General features: G+C 66.8%; 19 protein-coding genes. 10 read left to right on the top strand and 9 right to left on the bottom strand.

The window, feature by feature from the left end; genetic code table 11:
- The first annotated feature begins 171 nt into the window (after positions 1-171).
- Positions 172-1,485 (top strand): NtaA/DmoA family FMN-dependent monooxygenase, encoded by a 1,314-nt coding sequence (locus tag VM780_RS08790; protein WP_325446892.1) that lies wholly within the window; start codon positions 172-174, stop codon positions 1,483-1,485.
- Between the two features lie 24 nt (positions 1,486-1,509).
- Positions 1,510-2,022, top strand: a complete 513-nt coding sequence (locus tag VM780_RS08785) for a flavin reductase (RefSeq protein ID WP_325446891.1) — start codon at positions 1,510-1,512, stop codon at positions 2,020-2,022.
- A 24-nt stretch (positions 2,023-2,046) separates the two neighbouring features.
- Here the strand turns inward: VM780_RS08785 and VM780_RS08780 are convergent, their stop codons facing one another.
- Entirely contained in the window at positions 2,047-2,628 is a 582-nt protein-coding gene (locus VM780_RS08780) for an HPF/RaiA family ribosome-associated protein (protein ID WP_325446890.1), read from the bottom strand.
- 202 nt (positions 2,629-2,830) lie between these two features.
- On the opposite strand from VM780_RS08780, the gene VM780_RS08775 reads away from it, so the two are divergent.
- Positions 2,831-2,983 (top strand): hypothetical protein, encoded by a 153-nt coding sequence (locus tag VM780_RS08775; RefSeq protein ID WP_325446889.1) that lies wholly within the window; start codon positions 2,831-2,833, stop codon positions 2,981-2,983.
- Between the two features lie 160 nt (positions 2,984-3,143).
- Here VM780_RS08775 and oxlT read toward each other — a convergent pair whose 3' ends face one another.
- Positions 3,144-4,385 (bottom strand): oxalate/formate MFS antiporter, encoded by a 1,242-nt coding sequence (gene oxlT, locus VM780_RS08770; protein WP_414652807.1) that lies wholly within the window; start codon positions 4,383-4,385, stop codon positions 3,144-3,146.
- Positions 4,386-5,039: 654 nt separating this feature from the next.
- Between oxlT and VM780_RS08765 the strand changes: the two genes are divergently transcribed.
- The 3 genes from VM780_RS08765 to VM780_RS08755 all read left to right on the top strand — a co-directional run bounded on the left by VM780_RS08765 (position 5,040) and on the right by VM780_RS08755 (position 7,596).
- Positions 5,040-5,255 carry a SlyX family protein gene (locus tag VM780_RS08765; protein WP_325446888.1) on the top strand — a complete coding sequence of 72 codons (216 nt, stop codon included), beginning with the start codon at positions 5,040-5,042 and terminating at the stop codon, positions 5,253-5,255.
- Positions 5,256-5,542: 287 nt separating this feature from the next.
- Positions 5,543-6,970 carry a histidine kinase gene (locus VM780_RS08760; protein WP_325446887.1) on the top strand — a complete coding sequence of 476 codons (1,428 nt, stop codon included), beginning with the start codon at positions 5,543-5,545 and terminating at the stop codon, positions 6,968-6,970.
- The gene (locus tag VM780_RS08755; protein WP_325446886.1) at positions 6,967-7,596 is read left to right on the top strand and encodes a response regulator transcription factor; all 630 of its coding nucleotides are present in this window, start codon (positions 6,967-6,969) and stop codon (positions 7,594-7,596) included. The genes VM780_RS08760 and VM780_RS08755 overlap by 4 nt, the downstream gene beginning before the upstream one ends.
- 44 nt (positions 7,597-7,640) lie before the next feature.
- Here VM780_RS08755 and VM780_RS08750 read toward each other — a convergent pair whose 3' ends face one another.
- A complete protein-coding gene (locus VM780_RS08750; protein ID WP_325446885.1) occupies positions 7,641-7,886 on the bottom strand; it encodes a hypothetical protein in 246 nt (81 codons plus the stop codon).
- A gap of 324 nt (positions 7,887-8,210) precedes the next feature.
- Here VM780_RS08750 and VM780_RS08745 point away from each other — a divergent pair, with 324 nt between their 5' ends.
- The gene (locus tag VM780_RS08745; RefSeq protein ID WP_325446884.1) at positions 8,211-8,882 is read left to right on the top strand and encodes a phosphoribosyltransferase; all 672 of its coding nucleotides are present in this window, start codon (positions 8,211-8,213) and stop codon (positions 8,880-8,882) included.
- 44 nt (positions 8,883-8,926) lie between these two features.
- Positions 8,927-9,055, top strand: a complete 129-nt coding sequence (locus VM780_RS08740; RefSeq protein ID WP_325446883.1) for a hypothetical protein — start codon at positions 8,927-8,929, stop codon at positions 9,053-9,055.
- 523 nt (positions 9,056-9,578) lie between these two features.
- On the opposite strand, the gene VM780_RS08735 is transcribed toward VM780_RS08740, so the two are convergent.
- Positions 9,579-10,997, bottom strand: a complete 1,419-nt coding sequence (locus VM780_RS08735; RefSeq protein ID WP_325446882.1) for an MFS transporter — start codon at positions 10,995-10,997, stop codon at positions 9,579-9,581.
- Positions 10,998-11,200: 203 nt separating this feature from the next.
- Between VM780_RS08735 and VM780_RS08730 the strand changes: the two genes are divergently transcribed.
- Positions 11,201-11,914, top strand: coding sequence for a GntR family transcriptional regulator (locus tag VM780_RS08730; protein ID WP_325446881.1), 714 nt, complete (start codon positions 11,201-11,203; stop codon positions 11,912-11,914).
- A gap of 6 nt (positions 11,915-11,920) precedes the next feature.
- Here the strand turns inward: VM780_RS08730 and panB are convergent, their stop codons facing one another.
- The 5 genes from panB to VM780_RS08705 all read right to left on the bottom strand — a co-directional run bounded on the left by panB (position 11,921) and on the right by VM780_RS08705 (position 14,645).
- Entirely contained in the window at positions 11,921-12,805 is an 885-nt protein-coding gene (gene panB / locus VM780_RS08725) for a 3-methyl-2-oxobutanoate hydroxymethyltransferase (protein ID WP_325446880.1), read from the bottom strand.
- Between the two features lie 94 nt (positions 12,806-12,899).
- Positions 12,900-13,205: a DUF6166 domain-containing protein gene (locus VM780_RS08720; protein ID WP_325446879.1), complete on the bottom strand. Its 306-nt coding sequence runs from the start codon at positions 13,203-13,205 to the stop codon at positions 12,900-12,902.
- The gene (locus VM780_RS08715) at positions 13,202-13,426 is read right to left on the bottom strand and encodes a hypothetical protein (protein WP_325446878.1); all 225 of its coding nucleotides are present in this window, start codon (positions 13,424-13,426) and stop codon (positions 13,202-13,204) included. The genes VM780_RS08720 and VM780_RS08715 overlap by 4 nt, the downstream gene beginning before the upstream one ends.
- Before the next feature lie 30 nt (positions 13,427-13,456).
- The gene (locus VM780_RS08710; RefSeq protein ID WP_325446877.1) at positions 13,457-13,846 is read right to left on the bottom strand and encodes a hypothetical protein; all 390 of its coding nucleotides are present in this window, start codon (positions 13,844-13,846) and stop codon (positions 13,457-13,459) included.
- Between the two features lie 4 nt (positions 13,847-13,850).
- Complete coding sequence (locus VM780_RS08705) at positions 13,851-14,645, bottom strand: sterol desaturase family protein (protein ID WP_325446876.1); 795 nt, start codon at positions 14,643-14,645, stop codon at positions 13,851-13,853.
- Between the two features lie 147 nt (positions 14,646-14,792).
- Between VM780_RS08705 and VM780_RS08700 the strand changes: the two genes are divergently transcribed.
- Positions 14,793-15,998: a cation:proton antiporter gene (locus tag VM780_RS08700; RefSeq protein ID WP_325446875.1), complete on the top strand. Its 1,206-nt coding sequence runs from the start codon at positions 14,793-14,795 to the stop codon at positions 15,996-15,998.
- Position 15,999: the final 1 nt, after the last annotated feature.

The raw sequence follows: 15,999 nt of genomic DNA, 5'->3' as shown, positions 1-15,999 counted from the left end.
CGGCGAGCGCCGCCCCTGAAGATTCAAGCCTCTTCGGCATTCCCCGGCGCCCATCTTTTGCGCTGCACAAACAGCCCGCGATCCGTCATATTAAACGCATGTTCAATAGCGCGTCGAGCTTGAGGCGCGGGACCCACACGGGCCGGGCAGCGGACGCAACGGAGTAGGATGATGGCCGACAAGCGCTTCCACCTCGCCTGGTTCATGAACTTCACGCCGGACGAGTGGCGCGAGCCGTTCGGCCAGGGCGGCGATCCCTGGGACGGCCAGTTCTATGTCGAGATGGCGCGGACGCTCGAGCGCGCCTGCTTCGACTACATCATGATCGAGGACAAGCTGATGGTGCCGCAGACCTATGGCGGCTCGTCCAAGGCCTCGCTGAACCACGGCATGATGGTTCCCAAGCACGACCCGGCGCCGCTTGCGGTCGCAATGGGCATGGCGACGTCGCGGCTCGGCGTGATCGCGACTATGTCCACCATGGCCTACCCGCCCTTCCTGCTCGCGCGGCTGTGCTCGACCATCGACAGCCTGACCAAGGGTCGTTTCGGCTGGAACATCGTGACCAGCGCCGAAGACCTCATGGCGAAGAACTTCGGCATGGACCGGCTGCCGCCGCGCGACCAGCGCTATGAGATGGCGGACGAATATATGGAGGTCGTCGGCAAGCTGTTTGAAAGCTGGGAGCCGGACGCCGTCGTGCTCGACCGCGACGCCGGCGTTTACGCCGACGATACCAAGGTCCACTCGATCGATTTCGAGGGCAAGTACTACAAGGTGCGCGGCCCGCTGAACACCGTGCCGTCGCCTCAGCGCAAGCCGCTTTACGTGCAGGCCGGCGCTTCGCCCAAGGGCCGGGACTTCGCCGCCGCCCATGCGGACTCGATCATCTCAGTCGCAAGCGGCGTCGCTGACATGAAGCGCTTTCGCGAGGACATCCGCGCCCGCGCCGAGAAGGCGGGTCGTGATCCGGATTCGATCAAGGTCATGTTCTGCGTCACCCCGACGCTTGGCGAGACCGACGCCGAGGCGCGCGCCAAATACGAGCGGATGCTGAGCTCCGAGCACTTCATCGTCGACACCCTCGCCTCGCTGGCCGCCATCACGGAGATCGACTTCGCCAAGTACGACCTCGACAAGCCGCTGCCCGAGAAGCTCGTGACCAACGGCGAGTCCGGCACGCTCGACAAGTTCCAGCAGTGGGGCAGCGGCAAGACCCTGCGCGAGCTCGTCTATGACGGCGGCGGCGGCCTCGTGTCCTCCGTGGAGCTCGTCGGCACGCCCGACACCGTCGCCGACCGGATGGGCGAGATCATGGAGGAGGTCGGCGGCGATGGCTTCCTGATCACCACCCCGGTTCTGCGGGTGAGCCGGCGCTTCATCATCGAGATCGCCGACGGGCTCGTCCCGGCGTTGCAGAAGCGAGGCCTCATGCGCACCTCCTACGCGCACGAAAAGCTTCGCGACAATCTTCTGGACTTCTAATCGCCGCGCTGGACGGAGCGAACCATGGCCGATCTGAATGGCGAGGCGCTGGTGACGAAGGAGCGCTACCGGGACGCCATGGCGTGCGTCCCGGCGGCCGTGAACGTCGTCACCACCGATGGGCGAGCGGGGCGCGCCGGCTTCACGGCGACGGCGGTCTGCAGCGTGACGGACGAGCCGCCGACGCTGCTGGTCTGCGTGCGGCGCGACAGCTCCGTCGGCGAAGCGTTCCGGGCGAACGGCGTGCTGTGCGTCAACACGCTGGCGCCGGAGCACCAGGGGCTCTCCGGCCTGTTCGGCGGCAAAACCCCCGCCGAAGAGCGGTTCGCCGCGGCGGAGTGGTCGACAGGCGGAACAGGATCCCCGGTGCTCGAAGGCGCGCTCGCCTCATTCGACTGCCGGGTCGTCAGCGCCGTGGACGTGGGGACGCACGCGGTCCTGTTCTGCGAGGTGGTTTCGGTCGGCGGCGGAGCGCCGACCGAGGGCCTGGTGTATGTCGGCCGGCGCTATGACTCGGTGTGCGCCTGCGCCTCGTGACGCGGTCTGGCAGGCACGGTCCCGTCAGGAAACGTCCGCCATGTCGCCGACCGGGCGGACGGAGCTCGCCTGCGGCCCCATCGGGCCTTCACCGGCGGCGACCGTCACCCGCACCATGGCGCCGACCTTCAACTGGTCGTAGCCATCGCCGCTGACGGCGTTCCTGGTGAAGTAGAGGTCGGGCAAGCCGGCATATTCGACGAAGCCGTAATTCTGCTCCGGAAAAAGCCGCACCACCCTGCCGAGCGCGGCCTCCGAGCCGTGGCTCTTGACGTCGCCACGCCGGATCTCCGCTTCGTCCTCCAACTGACGCTCGATGCGCTTGAAGGCGCGGGTGACGAAGGCGGTCTCGTCACCTTTGGAATCGCGCCGCTCCTGGCTGTCCTTGGCGACGATGGGTTTCGCTCCCGGAAGCGTCACCTCCACGGCGATGCCGAGCGGCTGCTTGCCGCCCGCGGCGGAGCGATAGGGCGTCTCGACCACGACGCGGCAGCTCATGAGACGCGGATGGCTCTGCTCGAGCCGCGCCACGCGGTCGCGGATCAGTCTCTCGAGAGCTTCTGAGGTCTGAAGATTCTTGAAGGCGATCTCCAGTGGAACGTTCATTCTGATCTCCCCTCGTTGGGGGTCGGCACGACCCCAAGTCGGCCGCCAGATCCTTTGCGGCGAGGCGCCGCGCAGGCGGGTTCAGTGGCGACTGCTCCAGACGCCAACTCGCGAACAATCAGGCTCGTTCCGAGCGCGGCGCAAGCGTGCGGTCGCGGGAACATTCCGCCCGCTCCACGCGCTTTGCGGTCGGGAGGGTGACATGCAGGAAGCCACGAGAGAACTTTCGCCGAAGGAGCGCGCGGTTCTGGATCAGGTCGCCCATGGAGACCCGCGTCTGATTTTCGATGGCGGTCTGCTTTTCGGCCTGGCGCGCCGCGGCCTTGTCGAGGCCTCAGCCGAGGGCTGGACGTGACGCCGGCCGGGCGTCGGGCGCTGCGCGAGGCCGCCGTTCTGGCGACCGAACGGTGAAACGGCGCCCGCTGGGGCGATCCCGCTCCAGCGGAAAAGGCGGGCTTCCGAGGAAGCCCGCGAGGTGGCCTCGCCCCCGAGGGAGCGAGGCGGGGTAGTTCTGGTCAGGCGCGCGCGAGCGCCGGATTGACGTCAGCCGTCGTGGCCGCCTGCGGCGCCGGAGCGCTCGATCTGCGGACATGTTCGGCCAGCACCGGCCTCAGCACCACGATCGCCAGGAATGCGGCGAAGAGGTCCATCGCGGCCACGGTGTAGAGCACGGTCGACCAGGTCCCGGTCGCCTCCATCAGCAGGTTGCCGACCGGCACGAACAGCGCGCCGATGCCTTTGGCGCAGTAGAGCACGCCATAGATCTTGCCGATGTGCTTGGTGCCGAAGGCGTCGCCGGCGAGCGCCGAGAACAGCGAGTAGACCTCGCCCCAGGCCAGGAAGACCACGCCCGAGAGGATCAGGAAGGCGTACGGATTGGAGCCGAAGTAACCCAGCGCGATGATGCCCATCCCCTCGAGGGAGAAGGCCACGAGCATCGTTTTTTCGCGACCGATGTTGTCGGAGATCCATCCGAACAGCGGACGCGAGACGCCGTTCATGATGCGGTCGAGCATCAGCGCCAGCGGCAGCGCCGCCATGGTCACGAAGTAGAGATTGACGCTGAAGTCCTTGACGCCGAGGTCCTGCGCGATCACGCCGAGCTGCGCGACCGCCATCATGCCGCCGGTGACGACGCAGATGAACATCAGGAACATGAGCCAGAACAGTCGGGTCGAAAGCGCTTCCTTCAGCGTGTAGTCCCGCCGGCTCTGGTTCAGCTTGGTGGACGACTTGACCTCGCCGCTCTGGGGCGCGCGCAGGAACAATGAGGCCAGCAACGCCAGCGAGCCCTGCAGCAGGCCGAAGACCAGGAAGGTCGACTGGAAGCCGCTCGATTCGATCATCGCCGCGATGGGCAGGATGGTCGCCGCGGAGCCCGCGCCGTAGCCGCCGGCGGTAAGGCCGACCGCCAGGCCGCGCCGGTCCGGAAACCATTTCAGCGCGTTGTTGATGCAGGTGGCGTAGATGCAGCCGACGCCTACGCCGCCGACCGCCGCACCGAGGTAGAAGCCCCAGAGCGAGGTCGCCTGCGAGTTGATGACCCACGACGCGCCCATGAAGATCGCGCCGAAGGCGACCATCGCGCGGGGGCCGTATTTGTCGATGAAGTAGCCCTCGACGGGCGTCAGCCAGGTCTGCACCAGCACGAAGATAGTGAAGGCCACCTGGATGCTGGCGCGGTCCCAGCCGAAGGTCTCCTTGATCTCCGGCACGAACAGCGTCCAGGCGTACTGGATGTTCGCGGTCGCGACCATGCAGATGACGCCGACAAGGAGCTGGATCCAGCGTTTCGAATCCGAGACGGATGGCTGCGGCGCTGCCGTTGAGAGTGTTGTCACTGGCGTTTCCCTGCCCCTTGGTGGGCTCTTTGGCCCGTTATGAGTTCCTCGCCGGGCGTAGGCGACGCACAGAGGCGCCCACCACGCATAGCTGGCATGCAAAATCTGGCATCCCAACGAAATGTCCGGATAGGGGCTCAGCGATCACGAGATCGGGATCGAACGGGCAGTTTGCCGCCTCACAAGTCGCAAGAATGCGGCTCTCGTCTTCGCTGCAGCGCCGAAGCAGCAAGTGCGGGCGCGATCAAGCGCTTCCGATCATGGACCTTCGGTAGACGGTCGCCGCCCTGAATTTCGTCGGTATTCTTCCATGATGCATCCATGCTGCGCCGCACGCGAAAAAACTACCCATGAAAGTGATCATATGAAGACAAAAGCTGCTGAGGCTTATTTGGCCGTGTGGGCTTCTACTTCCCTTCTGCACTCACAATTCTGTGAGTCCGCCGTGATCGCACGACGGCTCTCGAGGATGCGCGTTGATCACCTTGGGAGCAGAGCCGTCTCTGGACGGCCCTCCGGTTCTACGGCAAGGGAAGCCTACCTTCGCCCTGAGACGGGAGATCTTCCCCTATGAGCCCCGCCCCGGACGAACTCGCAGAGCGTCTCGACAGCCTCGAGACGCGCATTGCCTATCAGGACGAGGCGATCGAGGCCCTAAACCAGACGATCACAGCTCAATGGGCGACGATCGAAGCGCTCAAGCGCCAGGTGGCCGAGCTCGGTGAGCGCCTCGAGGACGCAGCCGGCGCCCTCCCGCCCATCGACAGGCCGCCGCCCCATTATTGAGGTGACGGAGCGCCATGGCCTGCCGCTCCTTCTACGCGAGGCAGCGCGCGGCCTCTGAGGCCGGCGGATCACGGCCGAGTCTCCGTTCGAGTAGATGCTCCCCAGGAACGCCCTGCGCGAATCTGCGCCTGTCCTCACCGAGACCCTTTCGTCGTTCGCCCGGAAAAGCGAGCATGCCGGCTTCGGCGCGGGCGGCATGACGTCACCGCGCGTCATTTGCTTGTGCGAGAAGGCGCCTTGAAGCTGTTTCGCCAGAGGAGCCTGCGGCCGCGGTGAGGCGTGGAGAGATGAGTCTTGTCGGAGCCGTTCCGGCCGCCGTGTCCCGGCCGGATCGCGTGGGGGCCACAGGCGCGCGGCGATCTCACCAGACCCTCAGGCGAAAGATCCTGCTTGCAGTGATCGCCATCGACGCGTGCTGCTGCTTCGCCGCAGCGGTCGTCGAGATCCTGAACGCGCGGGAGGCGACGCGCGTCGAGGTCGGCGCTTCGCTCGAAATGGCCGAGCCGCTCGTGCGGGAGACGATCGCGGGCTTCCAGCGGGAGCCCTCGGAAGACCTCGCCGAGCTGCAGTTCGCGCTGCCGGGCGTTCGCCACGTCCGCATCACCGTGCATCGACCTGACGGCTCCCTCGTGTCGTCGCGCGAGCCTGTGCGGCCGTCGGCCTTCTCGCCGGCGCCCGCCTGGTTCGCCGGCCTGATCGAGACGTCTCTCGCGCGCTTGGAGATCCCCGTGGTGGCCGCCGGCGAGGTGCAGGGCACGGTGGCGATCCAGGGCGAACCGGCCGACGAGATCGCTGAAGTCTGGGAAGACATGACGAGCCTCGCCGCCCTTCTCGCGGTGCTGAATGCGCTCGGCCTAGTCGCGTTCGCGCTGCTCCTGCGCCGCATCCTTTCCCCCCTCGGCGCACTGGCCCAAGGGCTTTCGGCGCTCGGAAGGGGCGGGTTCGAGCGACCGCTGCCGATCCCTCACGTTCAGGAGCTTGCGGCTCTCGCCGAGCGGTTCAACACGCTCGCGGTCGCGCTCGGCGAAGAGCGCGAAACCAACGCCCGGCTTTCCCACCGGATGGTCTCCCTGCAAGACGACGAGCGCCGGCAGATCGCGGCGGAGCTCCACGACGAGCTCGGCCCCTGTCTGTTCGGCCTGCAGGCCAATCTGGGGCTGCTTAAGAGCGGCCTGTCGACGAACTGCGCCATGGACGCGCCGGCGCAAGAGCGGCTCGCGACCGCGATCGAGATTTCACATCGTCTGCAAACCCTCAATCGGCAGCTGCTGCGCCGATTGAAGCCGATAGCCCTCGGCGAGGCCCCGCTAGGCGAAGTCCTGAGCGGCCTGATCGCTGAGTTCGAGAGGCGGCACCCAAACCATGGGTTCACGTTCCTGCCGGCAGATCTCAAGCCGAGCTACGGCCCCGTGGTCGATCTCACCGTCTACCGCAGCGTGCAGGAGGGCGTGACCAACGCACTGAGGCACGCGGTCTGCACAAGCATCGAGGTGCGGGTCGAGGAACAGGTCACCGATGACCGGACCGAACTCGTGATCCAGGTGACGGACGACGGGGTGGGCCTTGCGGCTGGCTCCACCTCCGGCTTCGGCCTGCTCGGACTGGGCGAGCGGATCCAAGCGCTGCGCGGCAGGTTCCGGCTGCGTTCAACTCCGGAGGGCGCGGCGCTCGAGGTCGTCGTCCCGCTTCCGCAGCCCGAGGAGAGGCTTCGTTGAGCCGCGCGCTGATCATCGACGACCATCCGATCGTGCTCGAAGGGTGCCGTCGCATGTTGCTCGAGGCCGGGTTCGCCGAGGTGCTGGAGGCGACGACGGCGCTCCAGGGCTTCCGCATCTATCGTCGCAGCAAGCCAGAGCTGATCGTGGTCGACCTGTCGATCGGCGGCGCTGGCCTCGCCGGCCTGTCCTTCATCAGGCGCCTCAGGCTGCACGACGACGTGACGCCGCTGCTGGTCTTCAGCATGCACAGCGACCCTGTGATCGCGAGCCGCGCGCTGAAAGCCGGCGCCACCGGCTTCGTAGCCAAGGACATCCCGCCGGCGACCTTCCTTGAGGCGGTCGACAAGGTCCGCCAGCGCAAGCCCTATATCGGGCATGACATGGCGATGCAGGTCGCGATGCTCGGCAGCCGGGCGCAGCGCGCCCCGTCCGAACTGACAGGCCGCGAGCAGCAGACGCTGGCGCTGCTCGGTAAGGGCAAAGCCTATGGCCAGATCGCCGACGAACTCGGCGTCAGCTACAAGACCGTCGCCAACACCTGCTCCAATCTGAAGGAGAAGCTGAAGGCCAGCACGCTGCAGGACCTCGTGCGCATCGCCGTGATGCGCCGCGTCGGCGCGTAGCGACAGGGACGCTCCTCAGCCGCTCGAGGCGATCCGTCCCCTTGTCAGGCCGCCGACGAAAACCGATCGCTCGCCGGCGTCCGACAGGCCAGGCCTGCATCCGCCATCTCACAGCGCGCGATCTTCTCCAGCCGGTCAAGCGGCACGTCGATGCCTTCCGTGGACATCGCCCGGGCGCGTCCGACGCCCTTCGAAGCCAACAGCTTTAAGCGAAAGCTCGCTTCGCCGGCGCTTTCGCAGAAGATGATTTCCGACCGGCCCTCGCGGTCGGCGATGACGTTGTAGGGCATTCACGCCTCCCAGCTTCTTCTTCTTTGATCGCAACAAGCCGTTAGACGTAGGTCTTGTTCCGGAGGCGTTAAAAAAACAGCCGAACAGGCCTTCGGTCGCAAATGGTGAGCGCGGCCGCGGCGCGGCGGCCGAATTGGCGGGCGGCGGCGTCACACCCGACTTCGCCCGCGGACAGCCCTTTCCGTCATCACGCAGCGCCCCTCGCCGCGCCAGAGGCGCAGGTCGGAGCCTGACGCCGCCCGATCACCTTGCCAGGTGAGGCAGGCGAAGCCAGATGACCGAGAGCTGATCCCGTCTGTTCGCCATTCGAGGAGACGCACGCGATGACGCCGCAAACGGCCGTCTTTGCAGATCGGCGAGACGCGGGGCGGCGGCTAGCGCTCGCGCTGGAGTTTCTGCGCGGCCAGGACCCGCTGGTGCTCGCGCTGCCGCGCGGCGGCGTTCCCGTCGGATTCGAGGTCGCCCGCGCGCTCGGCGCCGAGTTGGACATCCTCCTCGTGCGGAAGATCGGCGCCCCACGCCACGAGGAATACGGCTTGGGCGCCGTCGTGGACGGGTCAAACCCTCAGGTGATCTTCAATGACGACGTCATGCGCGACGTCGCGCCCTCCGCTGCCTATGTGGAGGAGGAGATCAGGCGGCAGCTCAAGGAGATCGAACGCCGCCGCAGCGCTTATCTGGGGAATCGGCCGCCCTCCTCCCCAACGGATCGGAATGTCGTCCTGGTCGACGATGGGATCGCAACTGGCGGGACCATCCGAGCGGCGCTGCGGGCGCTCCGCAGTCTCAGGCCGCGACGGCTTATCGTCGCCATCCCGGTCGCACCGCCGGATGTCCTCGTCGGCTTGAGGCGCGAAGCCGACGACGTGATCTGCCTGCAGAGTCCCCCGAACTTCCGCGCAGTCGGTCTGCATTACAACGATTTCGGCCAGATCGGGGATGAGGAGGTCGTCAGTCTGCTGAGCGCCGCGCAGCCTGGCCGGAGAACCGGCTGAGGCCTGTCTCCCGCGTTTTGGCTTGAACGGCTCTGGAGTTCGCAATGCTGTCCTTTGCGCGCGCTCACCCGATCGTCACCGCTATCGCCGCCCTGATCGTTGCGGCGGGCGTCTATGTCGTTCTGTCGCTCGCGATGAGCGGCGGCACGGATTTCGACCCCCTGATGCGCTGAGGGCCGCGCCTCTGTGGCCGATTGCTCCGCGCCCGTAGAGAAGTCACCGGCGCGCGAACGCGGTCCTGGCAGATGCAGGAGCTGAGCCGTGGTTGCGCCGCGGCCTTCTGCCGATCACGGCTGTCGCCGGCAGCGCGATCCGTCGATAGACGGCGCGACCTGCCTGGAACTTAAAGGCCGCTGCCTCTTTGAAAAGGAAGCGGAGGATTTTGAAGACCGGCGCAAATGAGCCGGCGACCGCTGCAGGGAGGCAGTCGATGAGCGCGACGTCCGCCGATAACGGCGTTTTGGATGACCGGTCACGAGGCGAGGAGCGCGAAGACTCTCGCAAACCGGGAGCGAAGGACGCCGGCCGCGCCGGCGCGATCCCTAAGAATGACGGGCGGCCCGTGGAGCAGCCCGATAAGGATGGCGACAAGCCGAAGGCGGAAGACTGGCGCGGCGAACCGGACGACAGGGCGGGTCCTGGGCAGTGACGTCTCTCGCGCGCGGCGGCATCGACCGCCGCGCGCGAGAATGCGCCTCAGGCGGAGATTTCCTCCAGCGACCGGCCCTTGGTCTCGACGCCGAGCGCCAACACGGCCATCGCGGCGATGAAGAACGAGCCAGCGCCGAGCGCAAACACGCCGCCCGAACCGAGTGACGGCAGCACCACGCCGATCACCGACGGACCGATCAGCGATCCGATCCGACCGACCGCGGAGGCGCAGCCCGCTCCAGTCGCCCGCGCCCGGGTCGGGTAGAGTTCGGGCGTGTAGGCGTAAAGCGTCGACCACATGCCGAACAGGAAGAACTGCATGATGAGGCCGAACACCATCAGCATCGTGAAGTTGGGCGCGTGCCCGTAGGCAAAGGCGGCGACGGCGGAGCCGATCAGCATGAGCGCGCAGGTGCCCTTGCGGCCCCAGGCCTCGACGAGCCAGGCGGCCGTAATGAAGCCCGGCACGCCGGCAAGCGCCATCAGCACGATGTACTCGACCGATTTCGTCACGGCGAAGCCGGAGGCCTGCAGCAGCGCACCGAGCCAAGTGGTCAGGCCGTAGAAGCCGAGCAGCGCGAAGAACCAGACGAGCCAGATCATCACGGTGCGGCTCGCATAAGGATGAGCCCAAAGCTCCAGGAACGAGAACCGTCGGGCGCCGCGCGCAACCGCCGGCGCAGGACGCGGCTCGGGCAGCCGGGTCCCGGCCGGGAGCCGTTCCAGCACCTTGGCTTCGATGTCCGACATCACCCTGTCGGCTTCTTCGTTGCGCCCCTGATCGGCCAGCCAGCGGGGGCTCTCCGGCACGAAAAACCGCACCACGAGCAGAAACAGCGCCGGCACCGCCTGCGCCAGGAACATCTCGCGCCAGCTGAAATGCGCGAGGAAGAACCAGCTCATCAGGCCAGCCACGATGAACCCGATCGGCCAGAAGCCCTCGAGGATCGCCAAATAACGTCCGCGCTTGGCGGTCGGCACGAATTCCGAGACGATCGCGAGCGCCACCGGGAACTCCATGCCCATGCCGAAGCCGAGCAGCAGCCGCGCATAGCCGAGCGAGGTCGCGTCGCCCGCCGCGTAGCACCACAGGCTGCCGGCGCCCCAGAAGATCATCGAGATCTGGAAGACGAGCTTGCGACCGACCTTGTCGGCGAGCATGCCCGACAGGGCCGCGCCCAGGAACATGCCGACGAAGCTCATCGACGACATCAACCCTGTCTGCACGGCCGTCAGGTTGAACTCTGTCTTGATGGAGCCGAGCAGGAAGGTCAGCGACCCGAGGTCGATCGAGTCGAACAGCCACGCGGTGGCGATGATCGAGAAGATCATCTTCTGGTAGCCGGTCATGGGCAGGCGATCGAGGCGGGCGGCGATGGCGACGTCTGCGCCTGCCGCCGCCGAGGGCGACGTCGCGCCGGAATGCGTCGCGACGCCGCCCGACGGCAGCATTACGTCTGTCATGTATCCCTCCCGCTTGCGCGTTTCCCCAGTCGGGCCCTTCTGGGCTTCTTGAGCGGGAGGCTAGTCGGCGACCACCAGAGATGCAACTGATATATTAGTCGTCTTCCAGGCGTCCCCGCGCCTTTGTGGCGTTTGGTCGCCGTGCTAAGCCACTGAGGCGCGGCGGGGAGTTCGCTTCCCGACCGCGGCGAGCCCGGGGTACGATGAACGTGACGAGCGCCCGTTCGAGCCGCGCCGGCGGCAAGGCCGAGACCAAGCCGGCCGCGCGTCGTCCTTCAGGCGGACTGACGCTGACCGAGCAGGCTTATGTCGAGCTCGAGGAATTGATCAGCACGCTCCAGCTGCCGCCGGGCGCCTTTCTGAGCGAGATGGCGCTCGCGCAGCAGCTCGGCTTCGGCCGCACGCCGATCCGGGAGGCGCTGCAGCGGCTCGCGCGCGATGGGCTGGTCGTCGTCGCGCCGCGCCGCGGCATCCTGGTCTCGGAGATCAACCTGAAGGCGCAGCTGCGCCTGCTGGAGACAAGGCGGGTGCTGGAATCGCTGCTCGCCCGGCTCGCGGCCGAGCGCGGCGACGCCGCCGAACGCGCGCGCTTCGCCGAGCTCGCCCGGGGCATGCGCGCCGCGGCGGAGGCGTCCGACGACATCGCTTTCATGCGGCTCGACCGTGATTTCAACCAGCTTGTGGTCGCAGCCGCCCGCAACGAATTCGCCGCCCGCGCCATGGCGAACATGACGGCGCTGTCACGCCGCTTCTGGTACCAGCACTACCGGGAGGTTGGCGACCTGTCGCTCTCCGCCACGCTCCACGCCGAAGTCGCCGAAGCGATCGCCGCTCGGGACGCCGCGGCCGCGGCTGCAGCCTCGGACCGGTTGATGGACTACATCGAGAGCTTCGCTCGCAAGACGCTGGACGTCTGACCCCGGTCAGATCTGCCTCCGGCGCTCCACCATGGCGGCGAACTTCTCGTATTCCTCGTCCTTCACCGAATAGGAGTGGTCGTCGTCCGGGAACACGCCTTCCTTGACCTCGCGCACATAGTCGCGGATTCCCGCCACCGCGACCTCGGTGAGCTTGGCGTAGCGCTTGGTGAACTTCGGCTTGAAGTCGGTGAAGACGCCGAGGAGGTCGTGGCAGAGCAGGATCTGCCCGTCCGTCCCGACGCCGGCGCCGATGCCGATCGTCGGGATCGTCAGCTGCTCGGAGATCAGTTTGGCGATGCGGGCCGGCACCGCCTCGAACTCCAGCATGAAGCAGCCGGAATCTTCGCTCGCGAGCGCGTCCTGAAGGATCTTGAAGGCGGCGTCGGCGGTCTTTCCCTGAATCTTGAAGCCGCCGAAGTTCGCGATCGTGTGCGGCGTGAGCCCGATGTGCGAGGCGGTCGGTATGCCGGCGTCGACCAGCGCCTTGAGGATGTGGGCCTGGCTCTTGCCGCCCTGGGGTTTCACAGCGTCGGTGAGCGCGTCCTGCATGAAGCGGGTGGCGTTGGCGAGCGCCCGGTCGACGGTGTGATAGCTCTGATAGGGCATGCAGCCGAGCACGAAGGTGTTCGGCGCGCCGCGGCGGATCGCCTGGGCGTGCATCACCATCATGTCCATCGTGGCCGGGATCGTGTTGGCGTGGCCATGCGCGATCATCGCAAGGCTGTCGCCGACCACCGCGACGTCGACGCCCGCCATCTCGGCCCATTTCGCCGAGGTGTAGTCGGGCACCGACATGTAGACCATCTTCTCGCCGGTGGTCTTGGAGTCTCGGATCTCGCCGATGGTCCGCTTCTCGCGCTTCGGAGCGGCGGCAGGAGCGTCGTTCATGGCTTGCCTTATGGGTTTCGGCGCAGCAGCGGCGTGACGCCCGGCTCGTCCGGAGCACTTCTTGTCCGCAGCGCAGGAGATGACGAGCGGCCGCTCAGGCCGCCGCGGAGCCGTAGCCCTCAAGCACGCGATCGATGTCGGCCGACGACATCTCCCACTCGTTCTGGAAGTTCGCCACCACGTCGCGCATGAAGCGATCGGCCAAGGCCTCCGCGTGGCGGGCGTCCCCGAGATGGTCGACAAGCAGCGCGAAGGCGAGCTGGCTCGGCTCAGGCCCCTCGTAGCTCCACTCGAAGCCGTTGGGCGAGAACGTCTTCATGTCCTCATAGGTGTCGAGCGGCTCGCCGTCCGCCGTGACAGCGATGCCGTCGATGGTGCGGTCGCCGGCATAAAGCGTCATCGCGGCTGCCCCTCGAGCGCGCGGCGCCGGGTGGCAGGCTTGTTATCGGCCGCCGTCTTCATCACCTCAGGAAAAATCCAGAGACTGCCCATCGTGAACGGCCCGAGGAACAGCAGCGCGATCTGCGGCCCCGTCTTGCCGAGATGGCCCATGAAGAAGAAGCCGGCGAGCGCCGCGAGGCCGACGATGATGGTGAGCCCCATCTTGATCTTGAACGGCATGTTCCTCCCCTTTCTTCTCGTTGATGACGTTCAGGCGACGAAGACGCCGCCGACCGCCTGGAGCGCGCCGAGCGCCGCGACCGTCACCGCAAGCAGGATTGCGAGGCCTGCAGCGCCGTCCCTCCACCGTTCCGGCCAGAGGTGAAACACGGCAGGCGTGAACAGCGCGGCGAGCCCGCTCACGATCACCACGCTTGTCCAGCGAAGCTCCGCCAGGCCGAAGGTGAGCGCCCCATAGGCGAGCGCCAGGAACGCGGCCGCGTTCAGCGCGACCAGGGCGACGCTTGTGGCCTTGCCGGTGAGATCGTCGCGGGTCGCGAGCGGGAAGGCGCCGGCCAGAACATAGAAGCCGACGCCGGCGACCGCCGCGAACAGCGCGAACCAGCAGAGGGCTGCGACGTTCGGCTCGACCGCGTCCACCGTCTTACTCCGCCGGCTGCATCGCGCCCGAAGGCGCCTCGCGGCCCGGCGTGCGGGAGGTCTTCCGCATGTCCTTCTTCACGAAGCGCGTGTCGTAGCCATTGAGGAGCGTTCCGATCAGCCCGCGGTTCAGGTCGGACGTGCCGAACAGCCAGTCCATGATCGGGAAGGTCAGGTTCATGTTGCGCTCCATCATGATCGACTGGTCGTGATGGGCGGTGTGGTGGCGCCGGTTGGTGTTGATGAACGGCATGTTCCGCACGAACCAGTTCTCGTCCACATGGCAGCAGAAGTGCATGAACTCGTAGATCATGTAGATCGACGTGGTCGTCGTGATGAACAGCCAGCCGACGTTCGGCGAGAAGATGAACCCGAGCGCGATCGCCCCCGGAATCGACATCAGCGTGAAGGCCGCAAGCGCATAGGGCGGGAAGAACGTGACGCGGTAATCCCTGTGATCCGCGAAGCGCATCTCGTGCTCGGTGAAGAACTGGTGATGCTGCAGCGTGTGGCGGTTGTAGACCGCGCGCGCCACCGGATTCTTCGACGGCCGGTGCATCACGTAGCGATGGATCCACCACTCGAAGAAGTTACAGAACAGGAAGGTCACCGGAACGGTCGCGAGCTCGAGCCAGCTCGGCGCCTCGACATTCGACAGATAGACGTAGAGGGCCGTGAAGCCGATCACATAGATGATCGCGATGTGCAGAAGGCCATTGTACCAGCCGGCGACGCGCTGACGGTAGTTGGCGCGATACGCGCGCTGGCGCTCTGACATGGGCGATTGCGCGAGTTCCATGAAGTCCTCCCATGGCGATGCTGGTGATCGCTTCGGTCACTAATATATCAGTGACGTATCAGAAGCGCCAGCGGAAGATCGCTCGTCTCCCGAGGCTGGCGGAGATGGAGCCCTCGCCGTGGCGGGCGGCGCCGTTAGATGTGGCGCATGGCTCAGCTTTCGGTCGTCACCCTTGGCCTCATTCTCCTGACCGCCTGTCTGGTAGCGATGATCACGCGGCGGCTCCGCCTCCCCTACAGCGTCGGACTGGTGGTCGCCGGCCTCGCGCTGGCGGCGCTGCCTCTCAGATTTGAGGCTCCGCTGAGCCGGGATCTGATCTTCACGGTGTTCCTGCCGCCGCTCGTCTTCGAGGCGGCGCTTCAGCTGAAATGGCGGCCCTTCGCCCGTGAACTGCCCGCCACAGCGCTGCTCGCCTTCGTCGGCGTGACGATCGCCGCCGGCGTGGTGGCGGCGGGGCTGCATTTTGCGCTCGGCTGGAGCTGGCTGGGGGCGGGTCTGTTCGGCGTGCTGATCGCGGCCACGGACCCGGTCGCCGTCATCGCGGCGTTCAAGGAGATGAAGGTCGAGCCGCGCCTCAGCCTGCTGGTGGAATCAGAGAGTCTGCTGAACGACGGCGCAGCCGCGGTGGGCTTCGGCGTGCTGCTCGCCTTTGCGGAAGGCAGCGGCGGCTCCCCGGCATGGATCCCGGCGTCGCTGCTCTGGACGGTGGCGGGCGGGGTGCTCGCCGGCGCGGCGGTCGCAGGCGCGGTCCTGCTGATCGCGGGGCGCACCGAAGACCATCTGGTCGAGATCACCCTCACCACCATCGCTGCGTACGGCTCCTTTTTACTGGCGGAGCGCTTCCATGCGTCCGGCGTGCTGGCCTCGCTGACCGCTGGCCTGCTCGTGGGGAACCTCGGCTGGCGACGCGCGATCTCGGAAGGCGGCCGGGTCCACGTCCCGGCGTTCTGGGAATACACCGCGTTCCTGGCGAACTCGGTGATCTTCATCCTGATCGGCGCGCATGAGGCCCATCAGCCGGGCAGCTTTTTCAGCTGGGGCGCGGCCGCCGCGATCCTTCTCGTGCTGCTCGGGCGGGCGGTCGCGGTCTACCCGCTCTGCGCGATCCTTGGCCTCACCCCGCTCCGGATCCTCGCATCGGATCAGCATGTGCTGTTCTGGGGAGGCCTGCGCGGCGCGCTCGCGCTCGCGCTTGCGCTCGCCGTTCCCAGCAGCGTTCCCGAGCATGCAGAGATCGTGGTGTTCGCCTTCGCCGTCGTCGCGTTCTCGATCTTCGTTCAGGGGCTCACTATGCCGTGGCTGATCCGCAGGCGGAGCTCCTCCTCGGAGGCGCCGGGCGGCGCCTCCGACTGAA

This window comes from Hansschlegelia sp., assembly GCF_035538955.1.
Classification (GTDB): domain Bacteria; phylum Pseudomonadota; class Alphaproteobacteria; order Rhizobiales; family Methylopilaceae; genus Methylopila.
This window is presented reverse-complemented; position numbering and strand designations above follow the sequence as displayed.

Bases quoted from the DNA above. Each gene is read 5' to 3' on its own strand.
- VM780_RS08745 (WP_325446884.1), top strand. From the start codon at position 8,211: ATGACGCCGCAAACGGCCGTCTTTGCAGATCGGCGAGACGCGGGGCGG.
- VM780_RS08740 (WP_325446883.1), top strand. From the start codon at position 8,927: ATGCTGTCCTTTGCGCGCGCTCACCCGATCGTCACCGCTATCGCCGCC.
- VM780_RS08785 (WP_325446891.1), top strand. From the start codon at position 1,510: ATGGCCGATCTGAATGGCGAGGCGCTGGTGACGAAGGAGCGCTACCGG.
- VM780_RS08735 (WP_325446882.1), bottom strand. From the start codon at position 10,997: ATGACAGACGTAATGCTGCCGTCGGGCGGCGTCGCGACGCATTCCGGC.
- VM780_RS08715 (WP_325446878.1), bottom strand. From the start codon at position 13,426: ATGCCGTTCAAGATCAAGATGGGGCTCACCATCATCGTCGGCCTCGCG.
- VM780_RS08760 (WP_325446887.1), top strand. From the start codon at position 5,543: ATGAGTCTTGTCGGAGCCGTTCCGGCCGCCGTGTCCCGGCCGGATCGC.
- VM780_RS08700 (WP_325446875.1), top strand. From the start codon at position 14,793: ATGGCTCAGCTTTCGGTCGTCACCCTTGGCCTCATTCTCCTGACCGCC.
- oxlT (WP_414652807.1), bottom strand. From the start codon at position 4,385: ATGGTCGCGACCGCGAACATCCAGTACGCCTGGACGCTGTTCGTGCCG.
- VM780_RS08775 (WP_325446889.1), top strand. From the start codon at position 2,831: ATGCAGGAAGCCACGAGAGAACTTTCGCCGAAGGAGCGCGCGGTTCTG.
- panB (WP_325446880.1), bottom strand. From the start codon at position 12,805: ATGAACGACGCTCCTGCCGCCGCTCCGAAGCGCGAGAAGCGGACCATC.
- VM780_RS08790 (WP_325446892.1), top strand. From the start codon at position 172: ATGGCCGACAAGCGCTTCCACCTCGCCTGGTTCATGAACTTCACGCCG.
- VM780_RS08705 (WP_325446876.1), bottom strand. From the start codon at position 14,645: ATGGAACTCGCGCAATCGCCCATGTCAGAGCGCCAGCGCGCGTATCGC.
- VM780_RS08730 (WP_325446881.1), top strand. From the start codon at position 11,201: ATGAACGTGACGAGCGCCCGTTCGAGCCGCGCCGGCGGCAAGGCCGAG.
- VM780_RS08765 (WP_325446888.1), top strand. From the start codon at position 5,040: ATGAGCCCCGCCCCGGACGAACTCGCAGAGCGTCTCGACAGCCTCGAG.
- VM780_RS08720 (WP_325446879.1), bottom strand. From the start codon at position 13,205: ATGACGCTTTATGCCGGCGACCGCACCATCGACGGCATCGCTGTCACG.
- VM780_RS08750 (WP_325446885.1), bottom strand. From the start codon at position 7,886: ATGCCCTACAACGTCATCGCCGACCGCGAGGGCCGGTCGGAAATCATC.
- VM780_RS08780 (WP_325446890.1), bottom strand. From the start codon at position 2,628: ATGAACGTTCCACTGGAGATCGCCTTCAAGAATCTTCAGACCTCAGAA.